Raw genomic sequence first — 23,247 nt, forward strand, 5'->3', positions numbered from 1 at the left:
CCCTCCTCAGGGGAGTTGGATCACGATCGATTGGCTGTCGCGGCGACGAGGACGCGTACGTCCCAGGCGCCGAGGTTCAGGGCCGAGCCGGCGACGACCGCGTCGCCGGTCAGGGCGTCGGTGAGGTCCGTCGGGGCGGGGACGCTCGTGGGCTCCCAGCTCCAGTTGTGGACGATGTGGACACGGCGGCCGTCGGGGGAGGTGCCGGTGGTCGCGGTGACGGTCGCGGGGAGGCGCTGCCAGCCGCTGGCCGCGGCCGGGGACAGCCACTCGGCCAGTGCCCGGGCGAGGTCACGGTCCGGCGCCGTGCCGACGCAGGTGATCCGGCCCGCGCCGTGGCTGCGGGTGGTCACCGCAGGCCAGCGGCCGTAGTGCGGGTGCTCGTACGCGGCGAGGACCTCGGCGTCGACGGCCGTGAGGCCCTCGATCCACCGCGTGGCACGGGCGTTGGCGGGCACCTCGAAGGGGCCGCCGGGCACCGCGCGGACCGGCACGTCCGGCGTGAGGTTGCCGAACTCGTCGTACTGGACGCCCGCCGCCGCGACGAGCCGTCCGGGCGCGGGCTCCTGGCGGGCCCGTGCCTCGTGGTCGGCGTAGCCGGTGCGCGGGCCGAGGACCAGGTGGCCGCCGGCGTGGGCGTACGCCTCCAGCCAGTCGAGCGTGGAGTCGTCGACGACATACAGGGCCGGGGCGACGAGCACGGGGTGGCGTCGAACGGCCTCCTCCGGTGTCATGCCGTCCCGTTCGCCGCGCGGATCGTGCAGTTGGCGGGCGTGCACGATGCGCACCTGGCGGCCCGCGTCGAAGGCGCCCCGGTAGAAGGGGTCGAAGAAGCGGTGGTAGGCGGCGGCGTCCGGTTCACCGTCGGCGTTGGCGAGCGGCGGGTACTTCTGCATCAGCCACTTGCTCGGCATCGAGTAGACCATCGTGATGTCCGCGTCCGGTTCGAGACCGGCGACGAGTGCGCCCGCGGCGCTGAACTCCGCGCCCAGACGGGCGATTTCGGCATACGTACGGCCCGGCTGCCCGCTGTGCGGGAGGACTCCGCCCCAGTAGGTCTCCGCGCCGAAGCGCAGCGTCTGCCACTGCCAGTACTCGATCATCCGTGCCCCGCGCGCGACATGCGCCCAGGCGGCCTGGCGCCACTGGCCGTCGTAACCGGGCCGGTTGTCCCAGGGGAAACCGATGCTCTGGGCGTTGGTCTCGGTGACGAGGAACGGCTCCTGGCGCGAGGAGAACATCCAGTCGGCCGTCTGGTACATCGACCAGACCCCGGTGGTCTTCCACTGCTGTTCGTGGTCGTCGGGGGTGGGGTCGGGCAGGAGGAGGCCGTCCTGCATGTCGTAGTACGGGTTGCCGGAGGCGATGTCGAGGCGGTCCGACAGCTCGTCGTCCTCGACTCCCTGGCGGGTGTACGAGATGCAGGTGGTGACGAACTGGCCGGGCCGCGCGTACTCGCGGACGAGGTCGGCCTGCCAGCCGATGAACTCGGTGACCTGGCGGGCCTGGAACTCCCGCCAGGCGACGTCGTATTGGGGCTGTTCGTTGCCGTCCGGGGTCCACAGGTCGGCCCAGGTGGACAGGCGGTGGGACCAATAGACCAGTCCCCACTCGCGGTTGAGGGTCTCGACGTCGCCGTACTTCTCTCGCAGATGGTCCACGAAGCGCTGGAAGACGCCGTTGTTGTGGAGGAGGTGCAGGCCCGGCTCGTTGTCCACCTGCCAGCCGATGACCGCCGGGTGGTCGGCGTACCGGGCGACCATCGCGCGGATGAGCCGCTCCGCGTGGAAACGGAACGCGGGGTGGGTGAAGTCGATCTCCTGGCGGGCACCCCAGCCGAGCCGCCGCCCGGTGGCGTACTCGGCGGTGATCTCCGGGTACAGGCGGACCAGCCACTGCGGCGCGGCGTAGGTCGGGGTGCCGATGATCACGGAGATGCCGCGCTCGTGGGCGCCGTCCAACACCGGTTGCAGCCAGTCGAGTTCGAACCGGCCGTTCTCCGGTTCCCACGTCGACCAGACGGACTCGCCGACCCGGATCACGGTGAAGTGCGCCTCGGCCATGAGGTCCAGGTCGGTCTTGAGCTGTTCGTCGGGCCGCGCTGTGGAGCCGTAGGCAGGTGTGTACTCGTGGTAGTACGCGGCACCGAACAGGACACGGGCAGGCAGAGCCGCCATGGGGGGAAACCTCCGGGGAAACGGGAAGTGGTACGAGGGACGCGGACGCGCGCTACTGCTTGACGCCGCCGGACGCCAGGCCGCTCTGCCAGTACCGCTGGAGCATCAGGAAGGCCACGACCAGCGGGACGATCGAGATCAGGGAGCCGGTCACCACCAGGGCGAGCATGTCGCTGCTGGAGCCCGCCCCGCCGTTCTGGGCCTGCGCGGCCCAGGAGGAGAGGCCGACGGTGACGGGGTAGAGGCTCGGGTTGTTGAGCATGATCAGCGGCAGGAAGTAGTTGTTCCAGGTCGCCACCAGCGTGAACAGCAGCACAGTCACCAGTCCGGGGCCGAGCAGCCTCAGGACGATGCGGAAGAAGATCCGCGCCTCGCCCGCGCCGTCGATCCGGGCGGCCTCCAGGATGCTGTCGGGGACGGCGTCCTCGGCGTACACGCGCATCAGGTACAGGCCGAACGGGTTGACCAGGGACGGCAGGATGACGGCCCAAGGGGTGTTGACCAGGCCCGCCTTGGCGAACAGCAGGTAGGTCGGGATCGCCAGCGCGGTGGCCGGGACCATCACGGCGCCCACGACGAGGTTGAACGCCACCCGGTCGCCGCGGAAGCGGAACTTGGCGAACCCGTAGCCGCCGGCCGCCGCGAGCAGCGCGGCGCCGACCGAGCTGACACCCGCGTACATGACCGTGTTGAGCAGCCAGTGGACGAAGACGCCGTCGTCCTGGGTGAAGGTGGCCCTGACGTTCGTCAGCAGCTGCGGGGCGTGCGAGAACCACAGGCCGAAGGTGTTGAAGAGGTCCTGGGTGCTCTTGGTCGAGGCGACCAGCAGCCACAGCAGCGGCAGCAGGAAGTACGCCAGGACGGCCAGCATGGCGATCGTCAGCGGGGTGCTGTGCCGCTTCCGCCGCCGCTTGCCCGCGGTGGCCGGCACCCGCTTCGACGGCGGAGCGAGCTCGGCCGTGGGAAGGGTGGTCGTCATGATGTCCTCCTGCGGTTGGCGGTGAGCAGGACGGCGTAGGAGACGATCACGATGACGAGGCCGAGGAGGAAGGACACCGTGGCCGCGTAGTTGACCTGCTGTCCGGTGAACGCGAGCGTGTAGGCGTAGAGGTTGGCGGTGTAGGAACTGCTGATCACGTCCGGGGCGATGCTCATCAACAGCTTCGGCTCGTTGAAGAGCTGGAAGCTGCCGATCACCGAGAACAGCAGGGTGAGCATCAACGCGGGCCGCAGGGCGGGCAGTTTGATGGACCAGGCGATGCGCCAGGCACCCGCGCCGTCCATCGCGGCGGCCTCGTACAGCTCCTCGGGAATGGTGCGCAGCGCGGCGTACAGGATGATCATGTTGTAGCCGACGAACTCCCAGGTCACGATGTTCGACAGGCTGCCGAGCATCCAGCCGTCGCTGAGGAAGGCCGGGGCCGGCAGATGCAGATCGTGGCTCAGCTGGGCGAACGGGCCGAAGTCCGGTCCGTACAGATAGCCCCACATGAGCGCGGCGACCACGCTCGGCACGGCGTACGGGACGAAGATGCCGAGCCGGATCACCTTGGCGAACCGCAGCAGCCCGCTGTCGAGGGCGAGCGCGAACAGCAGCGCCAGCAGCAGCATCAACGGGACCTGGATCACGAAGAACAGGGCGACGCGTACGACACCGTGGATGAGCTGGGGATCGCCCAGGGCCCGGACGTAGTTGTCGAGGCCGACGAACGCCGTTCCGCCGATGAGCCGTTCCTGGAAGAGGCTGAGGTAGGCGGCGTAGCCGAGCGGGGCGAGGAAGAGCAGCAGGAACAGCGCCATGAAGGGCGCGACGAACAGTGGCCCTGCCGACCGGCGGCGGCGCGCGCCGCCGCGCCGGCCCTTGGGGGAGGCCGCGGTTGTGGCAGTCATCATCGGGCCTTTCTGAGGGGTGGGGTGTGCCGGGGACCGGGCCCCGCGCCGCCGCGCGGGACCCGGCACGCCGTCAGGCCGAGTGGACCGTGAAGCCCTGGGTCTTGGCGTACGTGGTCAGCCGCGACTGCCAACTGCCCAGCGCGCGAACGGTGTTGGTCTTGTCGGCGAGGGACTTGCCGACGGTCTCGGTCCAGTCGGTGGCCGCCTGGTCGAGGAACGGGGGCCACTGGAAGGAGGAGTTGACCGTGGAGCTGATGTCGGCGAAGACCTGGTTGACCTTCTGGCCGCCGTAGAAGGCCGGCGCGTCCGACACGAAGTCGGCCTCCGTGAGCAGGGCCTTGGTCGCCGGGAAGAAGAACTGCTCGGTGGCGAACATCTTGGCGCTGGCCGGGTCGGTGTTGAGGAACTGGGCGAACACCGCCGCCTGGATGGGGTTCTTGGTGGAGCGGATGACCGCGGTGGTCGAGCCGCCCCAGTTGCCCGAGCTGGGCTTGGCCGCGTCCCACTGCGGGAGCGGGGCAGCGCGCCACTTGCCCGCGGTGGCCTTGGCGGAGCCGGACAGGAACACCGGGCCCCAGGCTGCGGTCAGCCAGGTCGCGTACTTGCCCTTGTTGAGGGCCGCGTACCAGGAGTCGGTGAAGTCCGGCTCCACGCCGATGACGCCCTCCTTGGCGAGCCCGCCCCAGTAGTCGCCGAGCTTCTGGGAGACGGCGTCGTCCACCCCGATGGTGATGTCGCTCTTGCCGGACAGCGCGTAGGGCTTGGCGCCCGCCTGCCACAACAGGCCGTGCCAGGCGGCCACTTGGTTGGCTGCGAGGTTGGTGAGGTAGACGTCCGGGTCGGCCTTGTGCAGCTTGCGCGCGGCGGCGGCGAACTCGTCCCAGGTGGTGGGGACTTCGATGCCGTGCTTGTCGAAGATGTCCTTGCGGTACAGCATGCCCATCGGGCCGGTGTCCTGCGGGATCGCCCAGATCTGGCCGCCGCTGCCGGTGACCTGGCCCCAAGTCCAGTCCACGAACGTCGACTTGAGGGCCGAGGCGCCGTAGGGGCGCAGGTCCAGGAGGCTGTCGGTGATGGTGAAGGTCGGGATGGCCTGGTACTCGATCTGCACCATGTCCGGGGCGCCGCTGTTCGCCTTGAGCGCGGTGCGCAGCTTGGTGTACTGCGGGGTGCCCTGACCGGCGTTGACGACCTTGACCTTGACCGCCGGGTACTTCTTCTCGAAGAGCGCGACCTCCTTGTCGATGTTCGGGACCCAGGTCCAGAACGTCAGCTCGGTCGGCGTCTTCATCGCCTTGTCGATGTCGGCCTGGCTGACCGGCTTGCTGGACGCGGTCGAGCCGCCGGAGCCGCTGCCGCCGCAGGCGGTGAGAGTGACGCCGAGCGACAGGGCCCCGGTCGTGGCGAGGAAGCCGCGACGGCTCATCGAGAAGGGGCCGGGCGTGGACGAAGAGGTGATTCTGGGCATGGTGAACTCCCGCCGGTGGCGAAGTTGACGGCACGCCTGGCAAGGGCGTGCGGAGGCGTGGTGAAGGAGGGCGCGGACGCGCCGGCCGAGGAGCGGACGCCGACGGGGTCGGGCACACGTCCTCGTGGACCGGGCCGACGACTTCTCCGGATGCGGAGAGGGAGGTCGTGGCCGAGGAAGAAGGTGGTGAACCGGTGACGGAGACGGTGGGGGAGGGCGGCTCGCCGTCGGCCGGCTTCAGGAACGGCCTTGCCTGGCAAGGGCGTTCGGAGGGACGGGGCGTGACCGGGACCTGCGGCTCGTCCTCTGGTCACGCACCGGCCGTGCGCTTGTGCTGTCCGGGCTGACCGGCGTCGTCAGTGGTGGCTGGCCGGGCCCCCGTTCGGCGGCGGAGTGTGGTGCGCGTGCCCTCGGGAACGGGCGGCGGTACGTCTGCCGCGGGCCGGGGTCGTCCGGCCGGGCGGTGGCGCGGTCGAGGTACGGATGATGAGGTCGACCGGCGGGGGGCTCGACGGTAAGGGCGCCGCGTTCGGGTTCTCGATGGCGTGCACCAGACGCTTGAGCCCTTCCTGTGCCACGGCGTCGAACGGCTGGCGCACCGTGGTCAGCGGAGGGGTCACATAGGCGGCGACCGGGATGTCGTCGAAGCCGACCACACTGACATCCTCGGGCACCCGCAGCCCGGCCTCCGTCAGCGCGCGGATCAGTCCGATCGCCATGTCGTCGTTGGCGGCGAACACCGCCGTGACCCCACTGTCCTCGGCCAGTTGGCGTCCCGCCCGGTACCCGGACGCGGCCGACCAGTCGCCCTCGACGGGCGGCGGTACGGTCCTGCCGTGTGCGGTCAGGGTGGCCCGCCAGCCGTCGAGACGGTCCCGCGCGGCGTACCAGCGTTGCGGGCCCGCGAGGTGATGGACCGTCACATGCCCGAGTTCCAGGAGGTGTTCGGTCGCGGTGTGGGCCATCAGGTCGGCGCCGTCGCCCGCGGTCAGCACGAGCGGCGCGGAGACCGGGGAGGGCGCACCGAGGACGAGGATCGGAACGTTCAGAGGGGGAGCGGCACTTGCGTCGTCCCCGGGGATGCCCTCCTCGTCGATCGGCTCGGAGATGACGATGCCGTCCACGCCCTGATCGAGGAGCGAGTCCACGGCACCGGCCATGCCCGCCGGGTCGCCTTCCATCGTGTTGACCACGCGGAGCGCGTAGCCGGTGTCCCGGACGACCCGCTCGACCCCCATGAGCAGCGAGGCCGGACCGTACAGGGCCGTCCCCAGCGTCACCACTCCGATCGAGCGGGTGCGTCCGGAGGCCAGTGCCCGGGCGGCGTTGTTGCGCCGGTAGCCGAGTTCCTCGGCGGCTTCGAGAACGCGCCGGCGGACGTCGGCGGAGACGTACTGCTCGTCGTTGAAGACCCGCGACACCGTCTTCTGCGAGACCCCGGCCAGGCGCGCGACGTCCACGCTGCGCGGAGCCGCGGTGTTCCCGCTCCGCGCTGTCCCTCGCGTCATGGTGTCTCCCGATGGCCGGTTTCTCCGTCTGGCTGCGCAGTCATGTCTGCGCTGTCATGTCTACGCAGTCATACGGCTGTCGTCAAGAGTCCGGAACGCATCCGTAACGTCGGGGCAGGCACCGCATGGCACGGACCGACCGGGTAAGGGACTCGGTAAGGGAACATCATCCAACCCTCACCTCCCTTCCTGAGTTGGCCAACTCCCGCCCCCGTACTACCGGTTGCCAACTCCGGGAAAGGGGAACGCCGTGTCCTTCGCGAAGATCACCCTGGCCAAGAAGGCCAAGAAGAAGGAGTGCGCCAAGGAGGCGCATCACAAGCACCACGAGAAGAAGCACCACCGCAAGCACAAGAAGCACGGCAAGTGACGGCTGTGCCGGGGTCCGCCCGTCCGCCTGACATGGACCCCGGCACGCCTTGGGACCGGACGGCGGCAGGGGAACACCGCCCGTCCCGGATGCGGCACGCCCGCGTCTCCCCGCTCGCCGCCTTCCGCGCCTTCTGGCCCCTGGTCCGCGGCAACCGCCTCGCCGTCGTCTTCTCCGCGCTGCTCCTCATCGCCTCGTCCGCCGCCGACGCCGTCGCGATCGCCATCGCGGGCCGCCTCACCGACGACGTCCTCGCCCCCGGCGACCTCGACGCCTTCTGGGGCCCGGCCACGCTCTGGCTCGGCCTCGCCGTGGCGGGCGCGGCGGCCTCAGCCGCGGGCAGCTACCTGTCCGGCTGGACCAGCGAGCACTTCCTCCTGGGCCTGCGCGACCACGTCTTCGAGCACCTCCAGCGCATCCCGCCGGACACCCTCGACCGCTACGGCACCGGCGACCTGGTCACCCGCCTCACCGGGGACATCGAGGTCGTCGAGACCCTGGTCGCCTCCGCCCCCGTCGAGCTGATCACCTCCGCCGCGGGCGCCCTCGTCTTCGCCGCCGCCGCGTTCCGCACCAGCTGGCAGCTGGCGCTCATCACTCTCGGCGCCGCCCCGCTGATCTGGCTCGGCGCCCGCGTCTTCGGCACCCTGATGCGCACCGCCACCCGCGCGGAACGCGACAGCAACGGACGCCTCGCCTCCCTCCTGGAGGAGAGCCTCGCCAACATGCCCCTCGTGCAGGCCTACGGCCGTCAGCGCGCGGAACGCAGCAAGGTGCACCGCGAGGGACGCACCTGGATGCGGGCCGGACTCCGCCAGATCCGGCTGTCCTCCGTGTACGGCCCGCTCGGCGAACTCCTGGAAACCCTCAGCGTGTTGGCGGTGATCGGCGCCGGGGCGTGGCAGATCTCCGAACACCACCTCACCGTGGGTGGCCTGCTCTCCTTCGCCGCCTTCCTCAGCTATCTCCACCCCAGACTGCAAGAGCTCGGCGAACTGCTCGTAGGCGCCTCGACGGCCACGGCGGCCTGCGAGCGCCTGATCGAGGTCCTGCGCACCACCCCCGAACCCACCTCCCGCCCCGACGCCCGGCCACTCCCCGAACCCGTACGCGGCGCCGTCACCTTCCAGGACGTCGGCTTCTCCTACCCCGGAGCGCCGGGCCCCGTCCTCGACCACGTCCAACTCGACATCCCCCCGGGCCTGTTGGTCGCCGTCACCGGCCCCAGCGGCGCCGGCAAGTCCACCCTCGGCAAACTCCTGCTCCGCTTCCACGAACCCACCCGGGGCCGCATCCTCCTCGACGGCCGGGACATCGCCGAACTCCCGGTGGACGAGGTGCGCCGCCACATCACCCTGCTCCCGCAGGACAGCATGCTCTTCGACGACACCGTCCGCGCCAACATCGTCTACGGCCGCCCGGCCGCCGCCGACAGCGAGATCCTCGCCGCCGCAGTCGCTGCCGACGCGCACGGATTCGTCAGCGCGCTGCCCGAGGGCTACGACACCCCGGTCGGCAAGCACGGCAACAACCTCTCCGGCGGCCAGCGCCGCAGGATCGCCCTGGCCCGCGCCATGCTGCGCACCGCACCCGTACTCGTCCTCGACGAACCCACGACCGGCCTGGACGACGCGGCGGCCGCCCGCATCATGGCCCCCCTCCGCCACCTCACCGCCGGCCGCACGACCTTCCTCTTCACCCACGACCACCGCCTGGCCGCCCTGGCCGACGCCGTCCTCCACCTGACCGACGCCACAGCCGTACTGACGGCACCCGAACAGATCGCGACCGAGGCTGCCTGAGCACGCCACCCTACGGGTTCGTCGGCGCGACGCGGTCGTCCGGATCGTCGACGCCGGTCATGAACTGCCCGTGGAGAAACCGGCCGAACTCACCGCGCTCATAAGGAAGTTCGTGACCACGCCGACGGTCTGAGCCCCCCGCCGGCCTCAGGCCGGCCGTACCAGTCCCGCGTCGTACGCGAAGATCACCGCCTGGACCCGGTCCCGCGCGCCGATCTTGGCGAGGATGCGGCTGACGTGGGACTTGACGGTGGACTCGGCGAGGCAGAGGCGTTCGGCGATCTCGGTGTTGCTCCAGCCCGAGGCCATGACGGTGAGGACCTCGCGCTCGCGGTCGGTGAGGGTGTCGAGGCGGCGGTCCTGCTCGGGGGTGCGGCCGGGCATCCGGTCGCCGAAGGCGTCGATGAGCTTGCGGGTCAGGCCGGGGGAGATGACCGCGTCCCCGGCGGCCACCGCCCGGATGCCCGCGACCAGTTCCTCGGGCAGCGCGTCCTTGAGGAGGAACCCGCTGGCCCCGGCGCGCAGCGCGGCGTACGCGTACTCGTCGAGGTCGAAGGTGGTCAGGACGAGGACGCGGGAGCGGCCCCCGGACTGCACGATCCGGCGGGTGGCCTCGATGCCGTCCATACCGGGCATCCGTACGTCCATCAGGACCACGTCCGGACGGAGTTCGGCCGTCAGCCGGACCGCCTCGACGCCGTGCGTGGCCTCGCCGACGGTGCTCAGGTCGGGGTACTGCTCGATGAGCATGCTGAAGCCGAGGCGCTGCAGTGCCTGGTCGTCGACGATGAGGACGGTGGTCATGCGGGGTGCTTCTCCAAGAGGTCGGGGGCGGTCGAGGTGGGCAGGAGGAGGGCGCGGACGGTCCAGCCGCCCCGGGAGTTGGGGCCCGCGGCGACCTGTCCGCCGTAGAGCGAGGCCCGTTCGCGCATGCCGACCAGGCCCTTGCCCTGCTCGTCGGTGCCGGGGGGCAGGCGCGGGCCGGTGTCCTCGACGGTGACGTGCACGGCCTCGGGGGCGGCCGCGACCGTGACCTCGACGGTCGTGTCCGGTGCCGCGTGCTTGAGCGTGTTGGTGAGGGCTTCCTGCACGATGCGGTAGACGGCGAGCTGAAGTCCCTGGGGGAGTCCGGTGAGTTCGCCCTTGAGGCGCAGGGCGGCGGCGGGGCCCGCGGCCCGGACCCGCTCCATCAGGGGGCCGAGGTCGGACAGTCCGGGCTGGGGCGCGAACGGGGTGTCGTCGGGTTCGTCCTCGTGGATGACGGCGAGCAGTCTGCGCAGTTCGGCCAGGGCGCCGCGTCCGCTCTCCGCGATGATCCGCAAGGTGTCCGCGCCCCGCTTGGGTTTGCTCTCGGCGAGCCCGGCGGCGCCGCCCGCGAGGCCGACGATCACGGCGAGGGTGTGGCCGAGGATGTCGTGCATCTCCCGTGCCACCCGGGCGCGTTCACCGGCGGCGGCCAGCCGGGCCCGCTGGTCGCGCTCCACCTCGAGACGGACGGCGTGGTCCTTGAGGGCCTCGATGTAGGCGTTCACGAGTTTCCCGGCCAGACCGAGCGCGGCCATCGACAGGATGGCGACCACGGCCAGGAACAACAGCACCGGGGTACTGGCCTGTTTGTCCGCCCCCTTGAGGCCGTCGAAGAAGAAGGTCGACACGAAAGTCTGCAGGAGGTTGTACGCGAGGCCGACGGCCAGCTGGCTCGGAGTGCCGAAGCGCCCCAGGTTGAGCAGCGCCACCAGCTGGGTCGCGCCCGAACCGGAGTCCACCCTCAGGGCGAGGCACACCTCGGAGAGGACGACGAGGGCGACGAACACCAGCACCGGCCGCTGCCTCCGCCACAGCAGCGGCACGGTGAACCCCGCGGTCACCGCCAGCATCAGCACGAACGCGGAGGCGGAGTCGTGGGCCGCGCGCACCAGGCCCGGAATCCCGGCCAGCGCGTAACAGGCCGGCACCCCCCACAGCCTGACCCGCGGATGGGCCGTGTCGGCCTGCCGCACCCGCCCCAGCCAGGTGAGCAGCCCGACGACCGCGCGGTACTCGGAGTCGCCCAGCCGGGCCCCGCCCATCAGGGTCTCGGGCATGAAGGACCGGGCCGTCATCGGTGGTGAGGTCACGGGACACACCCTCCATGGTGCAGGCGGGCGGGGACGGTGCGGCCGGGGCGGGCCCGGACCGGCGTCCTGGTGTGGATCGTACGGCCGCGGCCTCAGCGCTTCCCGGTGGTGACGGGCGACACGGGTGCCCGGTCCGGGCTGCCGGAGCCGTCGTCCGGGGTCTCGGCCAGCAGGTGGCGCAGGCGTTCGCCCTCGACGTCCACGTTGGGCAGGATCCGGTCCAGCCAGCCGGGCAGGGCCCAGGCGCGGCGGCCGAGCAGGGTCATGACCGCCGGTACGAGCGTCATGCGGACGACGAACGCGTCGAAGAGGACGGCGGAGGCGAGGCCCAGGCCGATCGACTTGACCAGCGCCACGTCGTCCAGCAGGAAGCCGGCGAACACCGAGATCATGATGACCGCGGCGGCCGTGACCACCCGGGCCCCGTGCCGGAAGCCCGCGATCACGGCCTCGGTGGGCTCGGCCCCGTGGACGTACTCCTCCCGCATCCGGGTCACCAGGAACACCTCGTAGTCCATGGCGAGTCCGAACACCACGCCGATCATGAAGATCGGCAGCACGCTCACGATCGGCGAGGTCCCGTCGACGCCGAACAGGTCCGCCAGCCAGCCCCACTGGAACACCGCGACGACGACACCGAGCGTGGCGACCACGCTGAGGAGGAAGCCGAGGGCGGCCTTGAGCGGGACCAGGATCGAGCGGAACACCAGGAGCAGCAGGACCAGGGCCAGGCCGACGACCACACCGAGGTAGGGGATCAGGGCGCCGCTGAGCTTCTTGGACACGTCGATGTTGAGCGCGGTCGTGCCGGTCACCATCAGCTCGGAACCCGTGTCGGACTTCAGCGCCGGGCCCCGGTCGCGGATCTGGGAGACCAGGTCGACGGTGTCCTGGCTGCTGGGGGAGCTCTTCGGGACGACGGAGATCAGGGCCACGTCGCCGTTCTGGTTGAACACCGCGGGACGCACGGCGGCGACGTCGGACAGCTTGCCCAGTTGCGTGACCGTGTCCTGCGCGGCGGTCTTGGCGTCGCTGCTGCCGCGACCGTCGACGACCACCGTGAGCGGGCCGTTGTAGCCGTCGCCGAAGCCCTTGGTGATGGTGTCGTAGGCGATGCGCTCGCTGGTGCCGGGCGCGGACATGCTGTCGTCGGGCAGGGACAGCCGCATCGACAGGGCGGGTATGGCGAGGATGCCGAGTCCGGCGACCGAGACGAGCAGCATCTTCACCGGGTTGCGGGTCACGAACCGGGCCCAGCGCACGCCCGTCGTCTCGCCCTGGCCGCGCTCCTGGAAGGCGCGCATCCGGCGGCTGGTGAACCGGCCGCTCATGATCCGCATCCCGGCGAAGCCCAGCATCGCGGGCAGCAGGGTCAGCGCGATCAGTACGGCGACGACGACCGAGAAGGCGGCGCCCAGGCCCATGGAGGTCAGCATGCTGATGCCGATGATGCTCAGACCGACCAGGGCGATGACGACGGTGAGACCGGCGAATACCACCGCGGAACCGGCGGTGCCCAGCGCGCGGCCCGCCGCCTCCTCCGGTTCGTGGCCGGCCCGGATCTCGCCGCGGTAGCGGGAGACGATGAACAGGGCGTAGTCGATGGCAACCGCCAGGCCCAGCATCAGCGCCAGGGTCGTGGCGGTCGAGCTGAGGTCGACGAAGGCGCTCGCGACCGTGATGGAGGCGACCGCCGCCCCGACCCCGAAGATCGCGGTCAGCAGCGGCAGCCCGGCCGCGAGCATCGACCCGAACGTGATGACCAGCGCCACGGCGGCGACCAGCAGACCGATCAGCTCGGTCGCGCCGCCGCCCGCCTTCTCCTGTACGGCGTTGCCGCCCAGGCTGACCGCGAGTCCGGCCTTCTCGCCCCGGTCGGCCACGGAGTGCAGCGCGTCGCGGGCCGCGTCGGTGACGTCGGGCTGGGCGACCTTGTAGGTGACCTGGGCGTAGGTGATGGTGCCGGACTTGCTGATCAGACCGCTCTGGTACGGGTCGCTGACGTTCGCGACCTGGGGCGCCTTCTTGAGGTCGGCGATCAGCGACTCGACCTCGGTCTTGTTGGCCCCGGACTTCAGCTGCTGCCCGTCGGGCGCCTCGAACACCACCCGGGCGGTGGCGCCGGCGGCCGATGCCTGCGGGAACTCCTTGCCCAGCAGGTCGATCGCCTTCTGCGACTGCGTGCCGGGCAGGGTGAAGCTGTCGGACGTGTTGGACGACACGCTCGCCGCACCGATACCGACGGCCGCCAGGACGGCGATCCACAGCATCAGGACGAGCCGTCGGCGCCGGAACGAGAACCGGCCCAGTCGGTAGAGGAAGGTGGCCACGGAGTACTCCCACCAGGTTCGAGAGAAAGAGGTTCGAGAGAGAAGAAGGAGGGTCTGTTCGACCCACGACTTCACGCTAGGAGGGCTCTTCCTCCCCTCCGCAGCACCGGGGAAGTGAAAACGGCCGGGGTGACTAGTACCGGGGTACTAGGCCCTCTCCACCCTCCAGTCGAGGTGGGCGGCCCTCCGGTCCGGGCGGGCGCCGTGATCCGCCCCACACGATCCCGGACAAGAGCCGGTTATGGTGACCAGGCGAATCGAACAGGGACAGAACCGGCGGAGGACACCGTGTCGGACGAAGGGCGTCGCATCGCCGGGCGCTACCGGCTGGCCGAGCAGATCGGCCGCGGCGGCATGGGCACCGTCTGGCGTGCCGACGACGAGGTCCTCGGCCGTCAGGTCGCGATCAAACGGCTCCACGCGCGGCCGGAACTCTCCGCCGACGAACTAGCCACCCTCTACGAGCGCACCCGCCGCGAGGCCCGCAGCGCCGCCCGGATCCAGCACCCGAACGTGATCGTCGTCCATGACGTCGTCGACGACGACGGCCGCCCCTGCATCGTCATGGAGTACGTCCCCGGCCCCACGCTCGCCGACCTCCTCAAGGACGGCCGGACCCTCCCGCACGAGGAGGCCGCCCGCATCGGCCTGGACACGGTCGCCGCCCTGCGCGCGGCCCACGCCGCCGGCGTACTGCACCGCGACGTCAAGCCCGGCAACGTCCTGCTCGGCACCGGCGACCGCACCGTCCTCACCGACTTCGGCATCGCCATGACGGACGGGGCGTCGACGCTGACGAAGACCGGCGAGATGGTCGGCTCCATCCACTACATGGCCCCGGAGCGGATCCGCGGCCTCACCCCCGGCACCGCCTCCGACCTGTGGGCCCTGGGCGCCACCCTCTACCAGGCCGTCGAGGGCCGCCCGCCGTTCCGCCGGGCCACCGCGATGGAGACCGCCTACGCCATCGCCGTCGACCCCCTCGAACCCATGAAGCAGGCCGGACCCCTGGAGCCGCTGATCGAGGCACTTCTGATCAAGGAGCCCGACGAGCGGCCAACGGCACAACAGACCGAGCGCGCCCTGCAGACCGCCTGGTGGGGCGAGGCGACGGCCGAACTGCCGCCGCCCGCACCCGAGTTGACGACCGTGGAGCCGACGGGAGACGCGGGTCGCGGGCGCCGCCGGGGCCGCAAGGGGATCGTCGTCGGGGTGCTCGCCCTCGCCGCGGCGGTCACGGCGTTCGCGCTGCACGGGACATCGACATCGCCACCCGGGCACACGACGAGCCGGCCCACCACCACGCCCTCCGCGTCACCTGTCCCGGAGGGCTATCACCTCGTCCGGGACCGCCAACTCGGCGTCTCCTTCCCGGTCCCGGACGACTGGAAGGCCGGCAAGCGGTCCGCCGAAAGCGTCACCTACACCGACGCGACGGGCCTCGCCGGACTCACCGTCGGCGTCGTGGACCCGGCGGGCCCCAACCCGAGCACGCACTTCGCGGACATCGAGGCCAACACCAAGGTCAACTACCCGACCTATCGCAGGCTCCGCATGCAGCAGACCACCTTCCGCCAACTGCCCGCCGCGATCTGGGAGTTCACCTTCCAGGGCCGGGTCCGGGTGTTCCGCGCCATCGACCTCGGCTTCGGCAAGGAGGGCGACCGCGAGTACGACATCTACCTCTCGGCCCCGGACGCGAAGTGGGACAGCTACCGTCCCGTCTTCGACACGGCCCGGGACGGCTTCGTGACCAACGCGTCGTAACTCGCCGGCTTGGCCGGGGTGTCCGGCCGGCTACCGGGACGGCGCCCGGCCGATGACCCCGTCGGCCTCCAGTGCGGTGATCTCCCGTGCTGTCAGCCCGAGTTCGGTCAGCAGTTCGTGGTTGTGCTGCCCGAGCAGGGGCGCGGGGCGAGTGCGGCGGGGGCCGGGGCTTCGGGAGAGCCGGGCCGGGAAGGTGCTGTAGCGGGCCCGGCCGCTCACGGGGTGGTCGATCTCCTCGAAGAAGCCGCGGAACCGCAACTGCTCCAACTCGGCCTGCCGGTGCGGCTGCAGCACTTTGCCCACCGGGACACCGGCCGGCCAGAGACGGTCGACGATCTCGTCCGCACCACGCACACGGCACCAGGCGGCGAGTTGTGTGTCGAGGGCGTCGTGACGCGCACGCCGTCCTTCGGCGGTGGACAGCTCGGGGGCCGACGCCCAGCCGGGGCGGTCGAGGGCGTCACGCAGCGCCTCCCACTGTTCGTCGGTGGCCACGGCGATGGCCACCCAGGAGTCCTCCCGGCCGAACTCGTCGGTGTCGGCGGTGAGATAGAGGTTCTGCGGGGCCGCGCGAGGCCCCCGGTTCCCGGCCCGCTCCAGCAGCGCGCCGTAGGCCGAGTACTCGATGACCTGCTCGGCGGCCACGTTGAGGGCCGCGTCGACCATGGCCGCCTCGACCAGCACTCCCTCGCCGGTGCGGCGCCGGTGCTCCAGGGCCAGCAGCAGACCGTTCAGCGCGTGGACACCGGCGTTCGGATCACCGATCGAGTACGGCTCGATCGGGTTCCGCTCCGGATGGCCGGTGAGCCAGGTCAGCCCCGACGCGTCCTCGATGACGAAGGCGAACGCGGCGTTGTCGCGCCACGGTCCGTCGAGGCCGAAGCCGGGCATGCGGACCATGATCATGTCGGGGCGCAGGGCCCGTACCGCCTCGTAGTCCAGGCCGAGTTGGTCCAGCACGCGCGGGGTGTAGTTCTCGACGAGCACATCGCAGGTCGGGATCAGCCGGCGCAGCAGGTCCCGCCCCCGCTCGGTGCGGAAGTCGATGGTCAGGCTCTTCTTGTCGCTGTTGAGGCCCGCGAAGATCGGCGACCGTTCCCACCACTGGTCCACGGTCGGCGGCACGCCCGCGATCAACCGGGTCCCGTCCGGCCGCGAGGTGGACTCCAGGTGGATCACCTCGGCCCCGAGCAGGGCGAGCACGTGCGTGCACGAGGGACCGGCCCAGAAGGCGGTCATGTCGAGGACCCGCAGACCGCTGAACGACAGTCCGGACTCCGACTTCCCGCTCGCCCGGCGTGCCGCGCCACGGCGGCTTTCGGTGTGCTCGCCGAGGCGCGGGGCCGGGGTCGGCGGCCGTAGCCGGGCGGGCTCCAGACGGAAGGGCGGGGCGGGCTGGAGGAAGCCGTCGCGCGGGTTGGACAGGAAGCTTCGGCGTGCTTCGAAATGGTCCATGGCGGGGGCGTTGGCGCCGTTGACGACCGCGGAGTTGGGGATGCGGAACGCGGTGGCCAGCTCGCGGATCTCCGCGACCGTCCGGCCGGCGATCCACTCCTGGATCACCGGGGCCGCCTCGGTGGTGCGCGCGCCGATCGAGACCGGGTTCTTCTCGTCGATCCACTCCGGGTGGCCGACCATCGCACACAGGTCGAAAAACTGCTGGGCCGTCGCGCACCCGAGCGCCACCAGTCCGTCCTTGGCGGTGGCCACGCCCGGCATGTTCAGCCTGCGGGTCTGCTGCCACGGCCGGTCCAGCATGTCCCGGAACGTCACCGGGTGGTAGGTCAGGGACAGGACATGCGCTTCGAGCATGGAGAGGTCGACCAGTTCGCCGGTGCCGGGCGCGCGCAGTCGTACGGCCATGGTCGCGGCGGCGGCGTACGCCCCCGAGACCCAGTCACCGACCTGACCTCCCACGTGGACCGGCGCCCGGTCCGGGTCGCCGCGCCCCAGGCCGATGATGCCGCCGGACCAGGCCTGGAGCGTGAACTCGGTGGCCGCGCGGTCCCGCCACGGTCCCTCAAGACCGAACGGTGTGATCGACGTGACGACGAGGTGGGGGTGGGCCCGGTGGATCTCCTGCGGTGACAGCGGCGAGCCCGGCGACCACACCGCGACGTCCGCGGTCTCCAGGAGTCCGCGCACCAGCTCCGGATCGCCGACGACACTCTCCTTCGAGCAGGCCAGGAAGCCGAACAAGGCTCCGTCGTCGCCGGGTTGAAGCGTGGCGCCGGATGCCGACCACCGTCGTAGCGGATCGCCTTCCGGGGGTTCGACCTTGACGACTTCCGCGCCGCCGTCGGCGAGCAGCTTCGTGCAGTAGGCGCCGGGGATTCCCGTGGACAGGTCCACCACCAGGCAGTCGCCGAGCGGGAGTTGGGCCGGAGCGGGGTTCAAGAGTCGCCCCTTCGCTCGCGGCCCGACCTGCTGAGCCGGAAGTCCGGCGGGAAGCGGTCGTCGTTGCTGCGGACCGCGTTGGGTACGCCGCCGTCGATCGTCTCCTCGTCGAGCATCAGGTCGTCGCCGTCGGTCCGGGCCATCCCGCCGACCGATTCGAGGAGACCGGTGAGCAGGGAGCCCATGTACTCGCCCTGGTGCTGCTTGAAGATCTCGAAGAAGACCTTCTGCATGAACACGGTGTCGGTCGGCCGGTTGCGTGCGCAGGCCAGCGCGTACTTCTCCACTTCCCTCTCCAACTCGTCCCGGGGGACGACGCTGTTGAGGAAGTTGCACTCGTACATCTCCAGGGCGGTGAAGGGTCTGCCGGTGAACACCATCTCCTGGAACTTCCGCAGGCCCATCGTCTGCGCCCAGGTCCACATGCGCGGTGCCCAGCCGACGTAGCGGAAGGAGGGGTGGCCGAAGAGGGCGTCGTCGGCGGAGATCACCAGGTCGGCGTCGGCCGCCTGGTAGAAGTGCCAGCCGTAGCAGTAGCCCTTGACCTCCAGGATGCTGATCTTCTTGAAGTCCTGGAGGCTCCGGCAGCCGGCTCCCGGATTCGCGTACCACTGCGCGGGGGTGCCGCCGTAGCGGTAGGAGCCCTTGGGGGGATAGCGGACGTCGTTCGCCTCGCCGAGCCCGAGCTCCGAGAGGAGTGGTCCGGCGGTCGGCGCGGCGTGCATCTCCATGGTTTCCGTGATGTCGGCGCCCGAGCCCAGGTCGTCGCCGATGCCCCGGATCACCAGGACCTTCACCTCGTCGTCGACGTTGGCGCGGTGCAGCAGGTCGCCGAAGCGCAGCCGGGCCGCCGCGGTCGGTGCGTTGAGGGCGTCGGGCCGGTCCAGCGTGAGGGTGGCGATCTTCGTCCTGGGGTCCTTCTCGTAGCGGATGATCTCCTCCGCCGAGGGACGCGAGCTGTCAGCCATGTAGGTCCTAACTACCGTTTCCAGACGGGACTTGAGGTCAGCCGTTCGGCGCCGTCCGGGGTGATGAGCACCGCCTCCCGGCGCAGGACGGCGCCCACGCCACGCCGCCAGACGTAGGCGGTCACGGCCAGGGCCATGCCGGGTTCGAGCCGTTCCTCGGCCGCGGTGGCCGGCAGCCCGGAGGTGACGACGGGCGGGTCGAAACCCAGGCCGAGGCCTCGGGCGACGGGCATCGGGGGCAGCGGCTCGCCGGCCGTGTCGTACGCGGCGAGCAGATCACCGGCCGGTGCGCCCGGCCGGCAGGCGGCGAACAGCAGCTCCCACAGGCCGGCGGATCGCCGGTACAGGTCACGGACGGCGGCCGGATCACCGCCCTCGACCGGCCAGGTCCGTCCGACCTCACCGATGTAGCCGCCCGCGACCACGCCCGCGGTCAGGGCGACGAGGTCGCCGGGGCCCACCCGGCTGTCCGTGTCCACCCGCCGCCACGGGTGGTCCCGGGACGTCACCCACGCCACCTCCTGGGTCGCCGGTGTGGTCACGCCACCGGCCGCCGCGGCCTCCAGCAGTACGCCCGACAGGTGCCGTTCGCTGACGCTCGGCCGCAACTCGCCGACCGCCGCCGCCAGGCTCGCCTCGGCCACGCCGATGGCCTGCCGGAGGGCCGACACCTCCTCGGCCGTCTTGACCCGCCGGGCCGCGCGCATGGCCGGTTCGCCGTCGACCAGCTCGGCGAACGGGAAGGCCAGGGGCAGGAGTTGGGCGAAGGTCGGCGAGATGGTGTCCGTGCCCACCCGGCGGGCGGTGGCCGCTCCCTCGATGTCCCGGATCACCGTCACCCAGTTCATCGGGTTCCAGGTCAGGCCGTACAGCTGCTCGTGCGGGATGTCGTCGGGGATGCCCTCGTCCCAGGTGCTGAGCATGTGGATGGCACCGGTGGCGCGGACCACCACGGCGGCGGGCGCGAACGGATGGGTGCCCGCGGTCCACAGTCCGCGGGCCCCGGTGACGTAGCGGACGTTGGCGCTCCGCCCGAGGACGAGGACGTCGAGGTCGTGGGCTTCCATGTGTGCCAGCGCACGCTTCCGCCGCCCACTGCGGAGAGCGCGGTCGTCCGGCAGGACCTCAGTCGCCATAAGGGGCGTAGGAGTAGTCGGTCAGGGCTGTCCAGCCCTCTTCCTCGATCACCAGGACCTCCTCGCTGCGGTAGCCGCCGGTGCCGTCCTCCCAGACCACGGGTTCCAGGACGAGCACCATGCCGGCTTCGAGCACCAGCTGCGCGTCGAACTCCTCGCCCAGGTCGGTGCCGACGAAGGGCATCTCGGCGGGGTCGGTGCCCATGCCGTGGCCCAGGTAGAAGTGGGGGAGCCAGGGCTTCGAGCCGCCGTTCGCGGCGACGGCTGCCCGGGTCAGGTCGGCGGCGGTGGCCCCTGCCCGCAGTACGTCTTTCACCGCACTGTGGATGTCCCACCACTTCGCGAACTGCTCTCGCTGGCGCGGGTCCGGGTCCTGTCCGACGATCCAGGTGCGGCCGAAGTCCGAGCAGTATCCGGCGTAGTTGATGCTCACGTCGGTCCACAGGACGTCGCCCCGGGCCAGTTCCCGCTCCGTCGTCAGGAGGGGGAGGGCGAGGTCGCCGTGGGTGGTCCACACCCCGGCCTCCCGGGAGGCCGGCATCACCTGCCAGATGGGGTCGAGCACATTGGCCAGGGCGCCGTGTTCGTGGGCCCGGCGCACGAACGCCGCCGACAGGTCGATCTGCCGCATCCCCGGTGCGAGTGCGCCCTCGACGTCGGCCATGGCCCGCTCGGTGATCCGTAAAGCCGTGCGGATGCAGGCCAGTTCGTCGGGCGTCTTGATCACCTTGGCCGCGGTAAGGACCAGCGCGGCGTCGCCGGGAGGCCCGCCCGGGAACAGCGCCTTCTGTGCTCTGCGCATCGCCCCGGTCACCTCGTCGACGGCGACCCGCGCCCCGCCGGGCACGAGGTCGGCCACCACGGCGGCGAAGTTCCGTACCCCTTCGTCGAATTCGAGGTAGACCGGGGGATGGACGTGGTCGGCGGGCAGCGGGGACCGTGCCGAGGTCCCTTCGCGGAACGGCATGAACAGATGGGGCCACGGATCGTCCGTCACGACCACCGCCACGGGACGGTCGACGTGGGCGAGACCGGAGTCGCCGAGCGGCCAGCTCGCTCCGGTCGCGTAGGTCACCGCGTTGTTGCCGAGCAGGATCAGGGCGTCAACGCCCTGTCCCGCCATGGCGGTTCGCAGTCGTGCGCCGCGTTCGCGGTTCATGCGGGGCAGGTCGGGTTCGGCCGGGATGTCGATGACGGTCATTCCCGTCTCCTCTCACGAGGTCATGGAGCTTCGCCGTCGGTTGTCGTGGTCCCGGCCGGTGCTACAGGCCGAGGTACTCCTTGACGTTGCCGCTGACCACGCGGGCGGCCTTCTCGGGCCCGACGGCGTCCACGACCAGGGCGATCGACTTCTCCGAGTAGCCGAACGTGCTCTCGTTGTGCGGGTAGTCGGCGGACCACATCACCCGGTCCACCCCGATGCGGTCGACCAGTTCAAGACCGAGCGGGTCGACCATGAAGGACGCGTACATGTGGTGGTCCCAGTAGTGCTGGACGTCGTGCTCGACGGGCCGGTCCAGCATGTGCCGGTAGGAGGCGAGGAGGTGTTCGGCGTCCTGGAGCGCGGAGGGAACCCAGTTCACGCCCCCTTCGAACCAGCCGACGCGCAGCCCCGGATGACGGTCGAGGATGCCGCCGAGCACGTACCTCCCGAACATCTCCCGGTACGGCGCCACGTTGGCCACCATTCCGACGGCGATGGCGTTGACCTCGCACGGGGCCTTGAGGCCGGTCTCGCCGATGTGGTGCGAGACCGGGAGCCCCACCTCCTCGATCACGTCCCAGACCGGGATCATCGCGGCGCCGGAGTAGTCGATGGGGTTGCCCGCGTCGTCCTGTCCGGGGTTCAGCGGCATGAGGAAAGTCCTCAGCCCCAGGCCCTTCATCTCCTCCAGGGTCCTGCGAGTCCCTTCCGCGTCCCACCAGTTGATGAGTCCGACGCCGTGGAAGCGGCCGTTCGAGCGCTCCTGGAGTTCCGCGATGTACTCGTTGTAGATGCGGAAGCAGAGCTCGCGGACCTCCTTGTCGGGGTAGTGGAACAGGGCCAACAGGGCGTTGGGAAACGCCAGTTCCTTCGTGATGCCGTCCGAGCCGAGTTCCTGGATACGTCCTTCGAGGTTGTCGCTGCCGGCGCCGGTCAGGGGGTCGTACTGCATGAGCACATGGCTGAACTCGCCCGGCAGGAAAGACTTGCCGCCCATTCCCAGCTCGTAGGCGCCGTCCTCGTACCACACCCGCGGCGCCTGGTTCCTGAGCCGCTCGGGGAAGCGGTCGTAGAAGATGTCGTCCGCGAGGGAGATGTGGTTGTCGGCGGAGAACACCTCGGTGCCCGGCGGAAGGCCAAGGGAGGAGCCGTCGGAGTGGCCGTGCCGTTCCTTGGGCGGGCCGAAGCCCTCGGGGGGATACAGGGTGGATGGCTGGCTGGACATCATTGTCCTCCAAGGGGAGCCGCGGGTTTCACGTCCGTGCGTGGTGCGTCTGCTCCTGCCGGGCGGGGGAGTGGGCGGGTCAGGCCCGCAGGGGCTTCGGGCCCGCGGTCATCCCGCCGTCGATCGTCAATACAGTTCCGGTGATGTGCAGCGACCGGTCGCCGGCCAGGTAGGCGACGGCTTCCGCGACGTCCCTGGGGGTGCCCTGCCGCTTCAGCGGCTGGACGGCCGCCATGTGGGCGCGGATGCGTCGGGTGGTTTCCTCGGCGTCCCCCTCCTGCGCGGCCGCCGTCGCCGAGGCCAGCAGCTGCGTCGGGATGCCGCCCGGCGCCACGCAGTTGACGCGGATTCCGTACTCGGCGAGATCGACGGCGACGCCTTTGGTGAAGTGGATGACCGCGGCCTTCGAGGAGCGGTAGGTCGGCACGCTCGCGCCGGCCTGGATCCCGCCCACGGAACTGACGTTGACGATGGATCCGCCGCCGTTCGCCGCCATGTGCCGGGCCGCCGCCTGGGTACCGACCATCACGCCGAGCAGGTTGACCGAGAGGACGCGCTGGAAATCGCTGAAGTCCTCGTCGAGGAAGCGCTGGTGCATGGCGCCCGACACGCCCGCGTTGTTGACCATGAGATGCAGTCCGCCGAACTCCGCCACCGCGAAGCCGACGAGCGACCGGACCTGCTCGGCGTCCGCGACGTCCGTCCGCCGGAAACGCACGTCCGGGCCGTAGTCGGTCGCCAGGGACTCGCCGGTGTCCCGGTCGAGATCGGCGACGACGACCCGGGCACCGTCCTCGAGAAGCCTCTCGACGGTCGCGCGCCCCAGGCCCGCCGCACCGCCGGTGACCACGGCGACCTTCTCCGACAGTTCCTTGTCCATCGCGG

Annotated in this window: 16 protein-coding genes and 1 pseudogene; 3 read left to right on the plus strand and 14 right to left on the minus strand. The window is 70.8% G+C overall.

What is annotated here, in order from left to right; translation table 11 throughout:
• Positions 1-20: 20 nt before the first annotated feature.
• The 5 genes from SSP08S_RS12850 to SSP08S_RS12870 form a co-directional block, all read right to left on the minus strand.
• The gene (locus SSP08S_RS12850) at positions 21-2,177 is read right to left on the minus strand and encodes a beta-galactosidase (RefSeq protein ID WP_019068005.1); all 2,157 of its coding nucleotides are present in this window, start codon (positions 2,175-2,177) and stop codon (positions 21-23) included.
• Positions 2,178-2,229: 52 nt separating this feature from the next.
• Positions 2,230-3,156: a carbohydrate ABC transporter permease gene (locus SSP08S_RS12855; RefSeq protein ID WP_019068006.1), complete on the minus strand. Its 927-nt coding sequence runs from the start codon at positions 3,154-3,156 to the stop codon at positions 2,230-2,232.
• A complete protein-coding gene (locus tag SSP08S_RS12860; protein WP_019068007.1) occupies positions 3,153-4,070 on the minus strand; it encodes a carbohydrate ABC transporter permease in 918 nt (305 codons plus the stop codon). The genes SSP08S_RS12855 and SSP08S_RS12860 overlap by 4 nt, the downstream gene beginning before the upstream one ends.
• 70 nt (positions 4,071-4,140) lie before the next feature.
• Positions 4,141-5,538, minus strand: a complete 1,398-nt coding sequence (locus SSP08S_RS12865; protein ID WP_019068008.1) for an ABC transporter substrate-binding protein — start codon at positions 5,536-5,538, stop codon at positions 4,141-4,143.
• Between the two features lie 356 nt (positions 5,539-5,894).
• The gene (locus SSP08S_RS12870) at positions 5,895-7,046 is read right to left on the minus strand and encodes a LacI family DNA-binding transcriptional regulator (protein ID WP_078532418.1); all 1,152 of its coding nucleotides are present in this window, start codon (positions 7,044-7,046) and stop codon (positions 5,895-5,897) included.
• A 366-nt stretch (positions 7,047-7,412) separates the two neighbouring features.
• On the opposite strand from SSP08S_RS12870, the gene SSP08S_RS55250 reads away from it, so the two are divergent.
• Complete coding sequence (locus SSP08S_RS55250) at positions 7,413-9,218, plus strand: ABC transporter ATP-binding protein (RefSeq protein WP_158697162.1); 1,806 nt, start codon at positions 7,413-7,415, stop codon at positions 9,216-9,218.
• A gap of 28 nt (positions 9,219-9,246) precedes the next feature.
• A pseudogene (locus SSP08S_RS64775) lies at positions 9,247-9,351 on the plus strand (alpha/beta fold hydrolase); the annotation flags it as partial.
• 14 nt (positions 9,352-9,365) lie between these two features.
• On the opposite strand, the gene SSP08S_RS12885 reads toward SSP08S_RS64775, so the two are convergent.
• The 3 genes from SSP08S_RS12885 to SSP08S_RS12895 form a co-directional block, all read right to left on the minus strand.
• On the minus strand, positions 9,366-10,022 hold the full coding sequence (locus SSP08S_RS12885) for a response regulator (protein ID WP_019068012.1): 657 nt from the start codon (positions 10,020-10,022) through the stop codon (positions 9,366-9,368).
• The gene (locus tag SSP08S_RS12890) at positions 10,019-11,335 is read right to left on the minus strand and encodes a sensor histidine kinase (protein ID WP_245607873.1); all 1,317 of its coding nucleotides are present in this window, start codon (positions 11,333-11,335) and stop codon (positions 10,019-10,021) included. Before SSP08S_RS12890 ends, SSP08S_RS12885 begins: the two co-directional genes overlap by 4 nt.
• A 92-nt stretch (positions 11,336-11,427) precedes the next feature.
• On the minus strand, positions 11,428-13,665 hold the full coding sequence (locus tag SSP08S_RS12895; RefSeq protein ID WP_019068014.1) for an MMPL family transporter: 2,238 nt from the start codon (positions 13,663-13,665) through the stop codon (positions 11,428-11,430).
• Positions 13,666-13,953: 288 nt separating this feature from the next.
• Here SSP08S_RS12895 and SSP08S_RS12900 point away from each other — a divergent pair, with 288 nt between their 5' ends.
• Positions 13,954-15,432: a serine/threonine-protein kinase gene (locus SSP08S_RS12900; RefSeq protein ID WP_019068015.1), complete on the plus strand. Its 1,479-nt coding sequence runs from the start codon at positions 13,954-13,956 to the stop codon at positions 15,430-15,432.
• A gap of 30 nt (positions 15,433-15,462) precedes the next feature.
• Here the strand turns inward: SSP08S_RS12900 and SSP08S_RS12905 are convergent, their stop codons facing one another.
• The 6 genes from SSP08S_RS12905 to SSP08S_RS12930 all read right to left on the minus strand — a co-directional run bounded on the left by SSP08S_RS12905 (position 15,463) and on the right by SSP08S_RS12930 (position 23,242).
• Positions 15,463-17,829 (minus strand): CaiB/BaiF CoA-transferase family protein, encoded by a 2,367-nt coding sequence (locus tag SSP08S_RS12905; RefSeq protein ID WP_019068016.1) that lies wholly within the window; start codon positions 17,827-17,829, stop codon positions 15,463-15,465.
• Entirely contained in the window at positions 17,826-18,797 is a 972-nt protein-coding gene (locus tag SSP08S_RS12910) for an enoyl-CoA hydratase/isomerase family protein (RefSeq protein ID WP_019068017.1), read from the minus strand. The genes SSP08S_RS12905 and SSP08S_RS12910 overlap by 4 nt, the downstream gene beginning before the upstream one ends.
• A gap of 11 nt (positions 18,798-18,808) precedes the next feature.
• A complete protein-coding gene (locus SSP08S_RS12915) occupies positions 18,809-19,933 on the minus strand; it encodes a M24 family metallopeptidase (protein WP_019068018.1) in 1,125 nt (374 codons plus the stop codon).
• A complete protein-coding gene (locus SSP08S_RS12920; RefSeq protein ID WP_019068019.1) occupies positions 19,923-21,134 on the minus strand; it encodes a M24 family metallopeptidase in 1,212 nt (403 codons plus the stop codon). The genes SSP08S_RS12915 and SSP08S_RS12920 overlap by 11 nt, the downstream gene beginning before the upstream one ends.
• A gap of 61 nt (positions 21,135-21,195) precedes the next feature.
• Positions 21,196-22,362 carry an amidohydrolase family protein gene (locus SSP08S_RS12925; protein ID WP_019068020.1) on the minus strand — a complete coding sequence of 389 codons (1,167 nt, stop codon included), beginning with the start codon at positions 22,360-22,362 and terminating at the stop codon, positions 21,196-21,198.
• Positions 22,363-22,441: 79 nt separating this feature from the next.
• The gene (locus SSP08S_RS12930; protein ID WP_019068021.1) at positions 22,442-23,242 is read right to left on the minus strand and encodes an SDR family NAD(P)-dependent oxidoreductase; all 801 of its coding nucleotides are present in this window, start codon (positions 23,240-23,242) and stop codon (positions 22,442-22,444) included.
• Positions 23,243-23,247: the final 5 nt, after the last annotated feature.

Origin of the sequence: Streptomyces hokutonensis (genome assembly GCF_000376565.1) — a bacterium.
GTDB classification, from domain to species: domain Bacteria; phylum Actinomycetota; class Actinomycetes; order Streptomycetales; family Streptomycetaceae; genus Streptomyces; species Streptomyces hokutonensis.

Bases quoted from the DNA above. Each gene is read 5' to 3' on its own strand.
- SSP08S_RS12850 (WP_019068005.1), bottom strand. From the start codon at position 2,177: ATGGCGGCTCTGCCTGCCCGTGTCCTGTTCGGTGCCGCGTACTACCAC.
- SSP08S_RS12855 (WP_019068006.1), bottom strand. From the start codon at position 3,156: ATGACGACCACCCTTCCCACGGCCGAGCTCGCTCCGCCGTCGAAGCGG.
- SSP08S_RS12860 (WP_019068007.1), bottom strand. From the start codon at position 4,070: ATGATGACTGCCACAACCGCGGCCTCCCCCAAGGGCCGGCGCGGCGGC.
- SSP08S_RS12865 (WP_019068008.1), bottom strand. From the start codon at position 5,538: ATGCCCAGAATCACCTCTTCGTCCACGCCCGGCCCCTTCTCGATGAGC.
- SSP08S_RS12870 (WP_078532418.1), bottom strand. From the start codon at position 7,046: ATGACGCGAGGGACAGCGCGGAGCGGGAACACCGCGGCTCCGCGCAGC.
- SSP08S_RS12885 (WP_019068012.1), bottom strand. From the start codon at position 10,022: ATGACCACCGTCCTCATCGTCGACGACCAGGCACTGCAGCGCCTCGGC.
- SSP08S_RS12910 (WP_019068017.1), bottom strand. From the start codon at position 18,797: ATGGCTGACAGCTCGCGTCCCTCGGCGGAGGAGATCATCCGCTACGAG.
- SSP08S_RS12915 (WP_019068018.1), bottom strand. From the start codon at position 19,933: ATGGCGACTGAGGTCCTGCCGGACGACCGCGCTCTCCGCAGTGGGCGG.
- SSP08S_RS12920 (WP_019068019.1), bottom strand. From the start codon at position 21,134: ATGACCGTCATCGACATCCCGGCCGAACCCGACCTGCCCCGCATGAAC.
- SSP08S_RS12925 (WP_019068020.1), bottom strand. From the start codon at position 22,362: ATGTCCAGCCAGCCATCCACCCTGTATCCCCCCGAGGGCTTCGGCCCG.
- SSP08S_RS12930 (WP_019068021.1), bottom strand. From the start codon at position 23,242: ATGGACAAGGAACTGTCGGAGAAGGTCGCCGTGGTCACCGGCGGTGCG.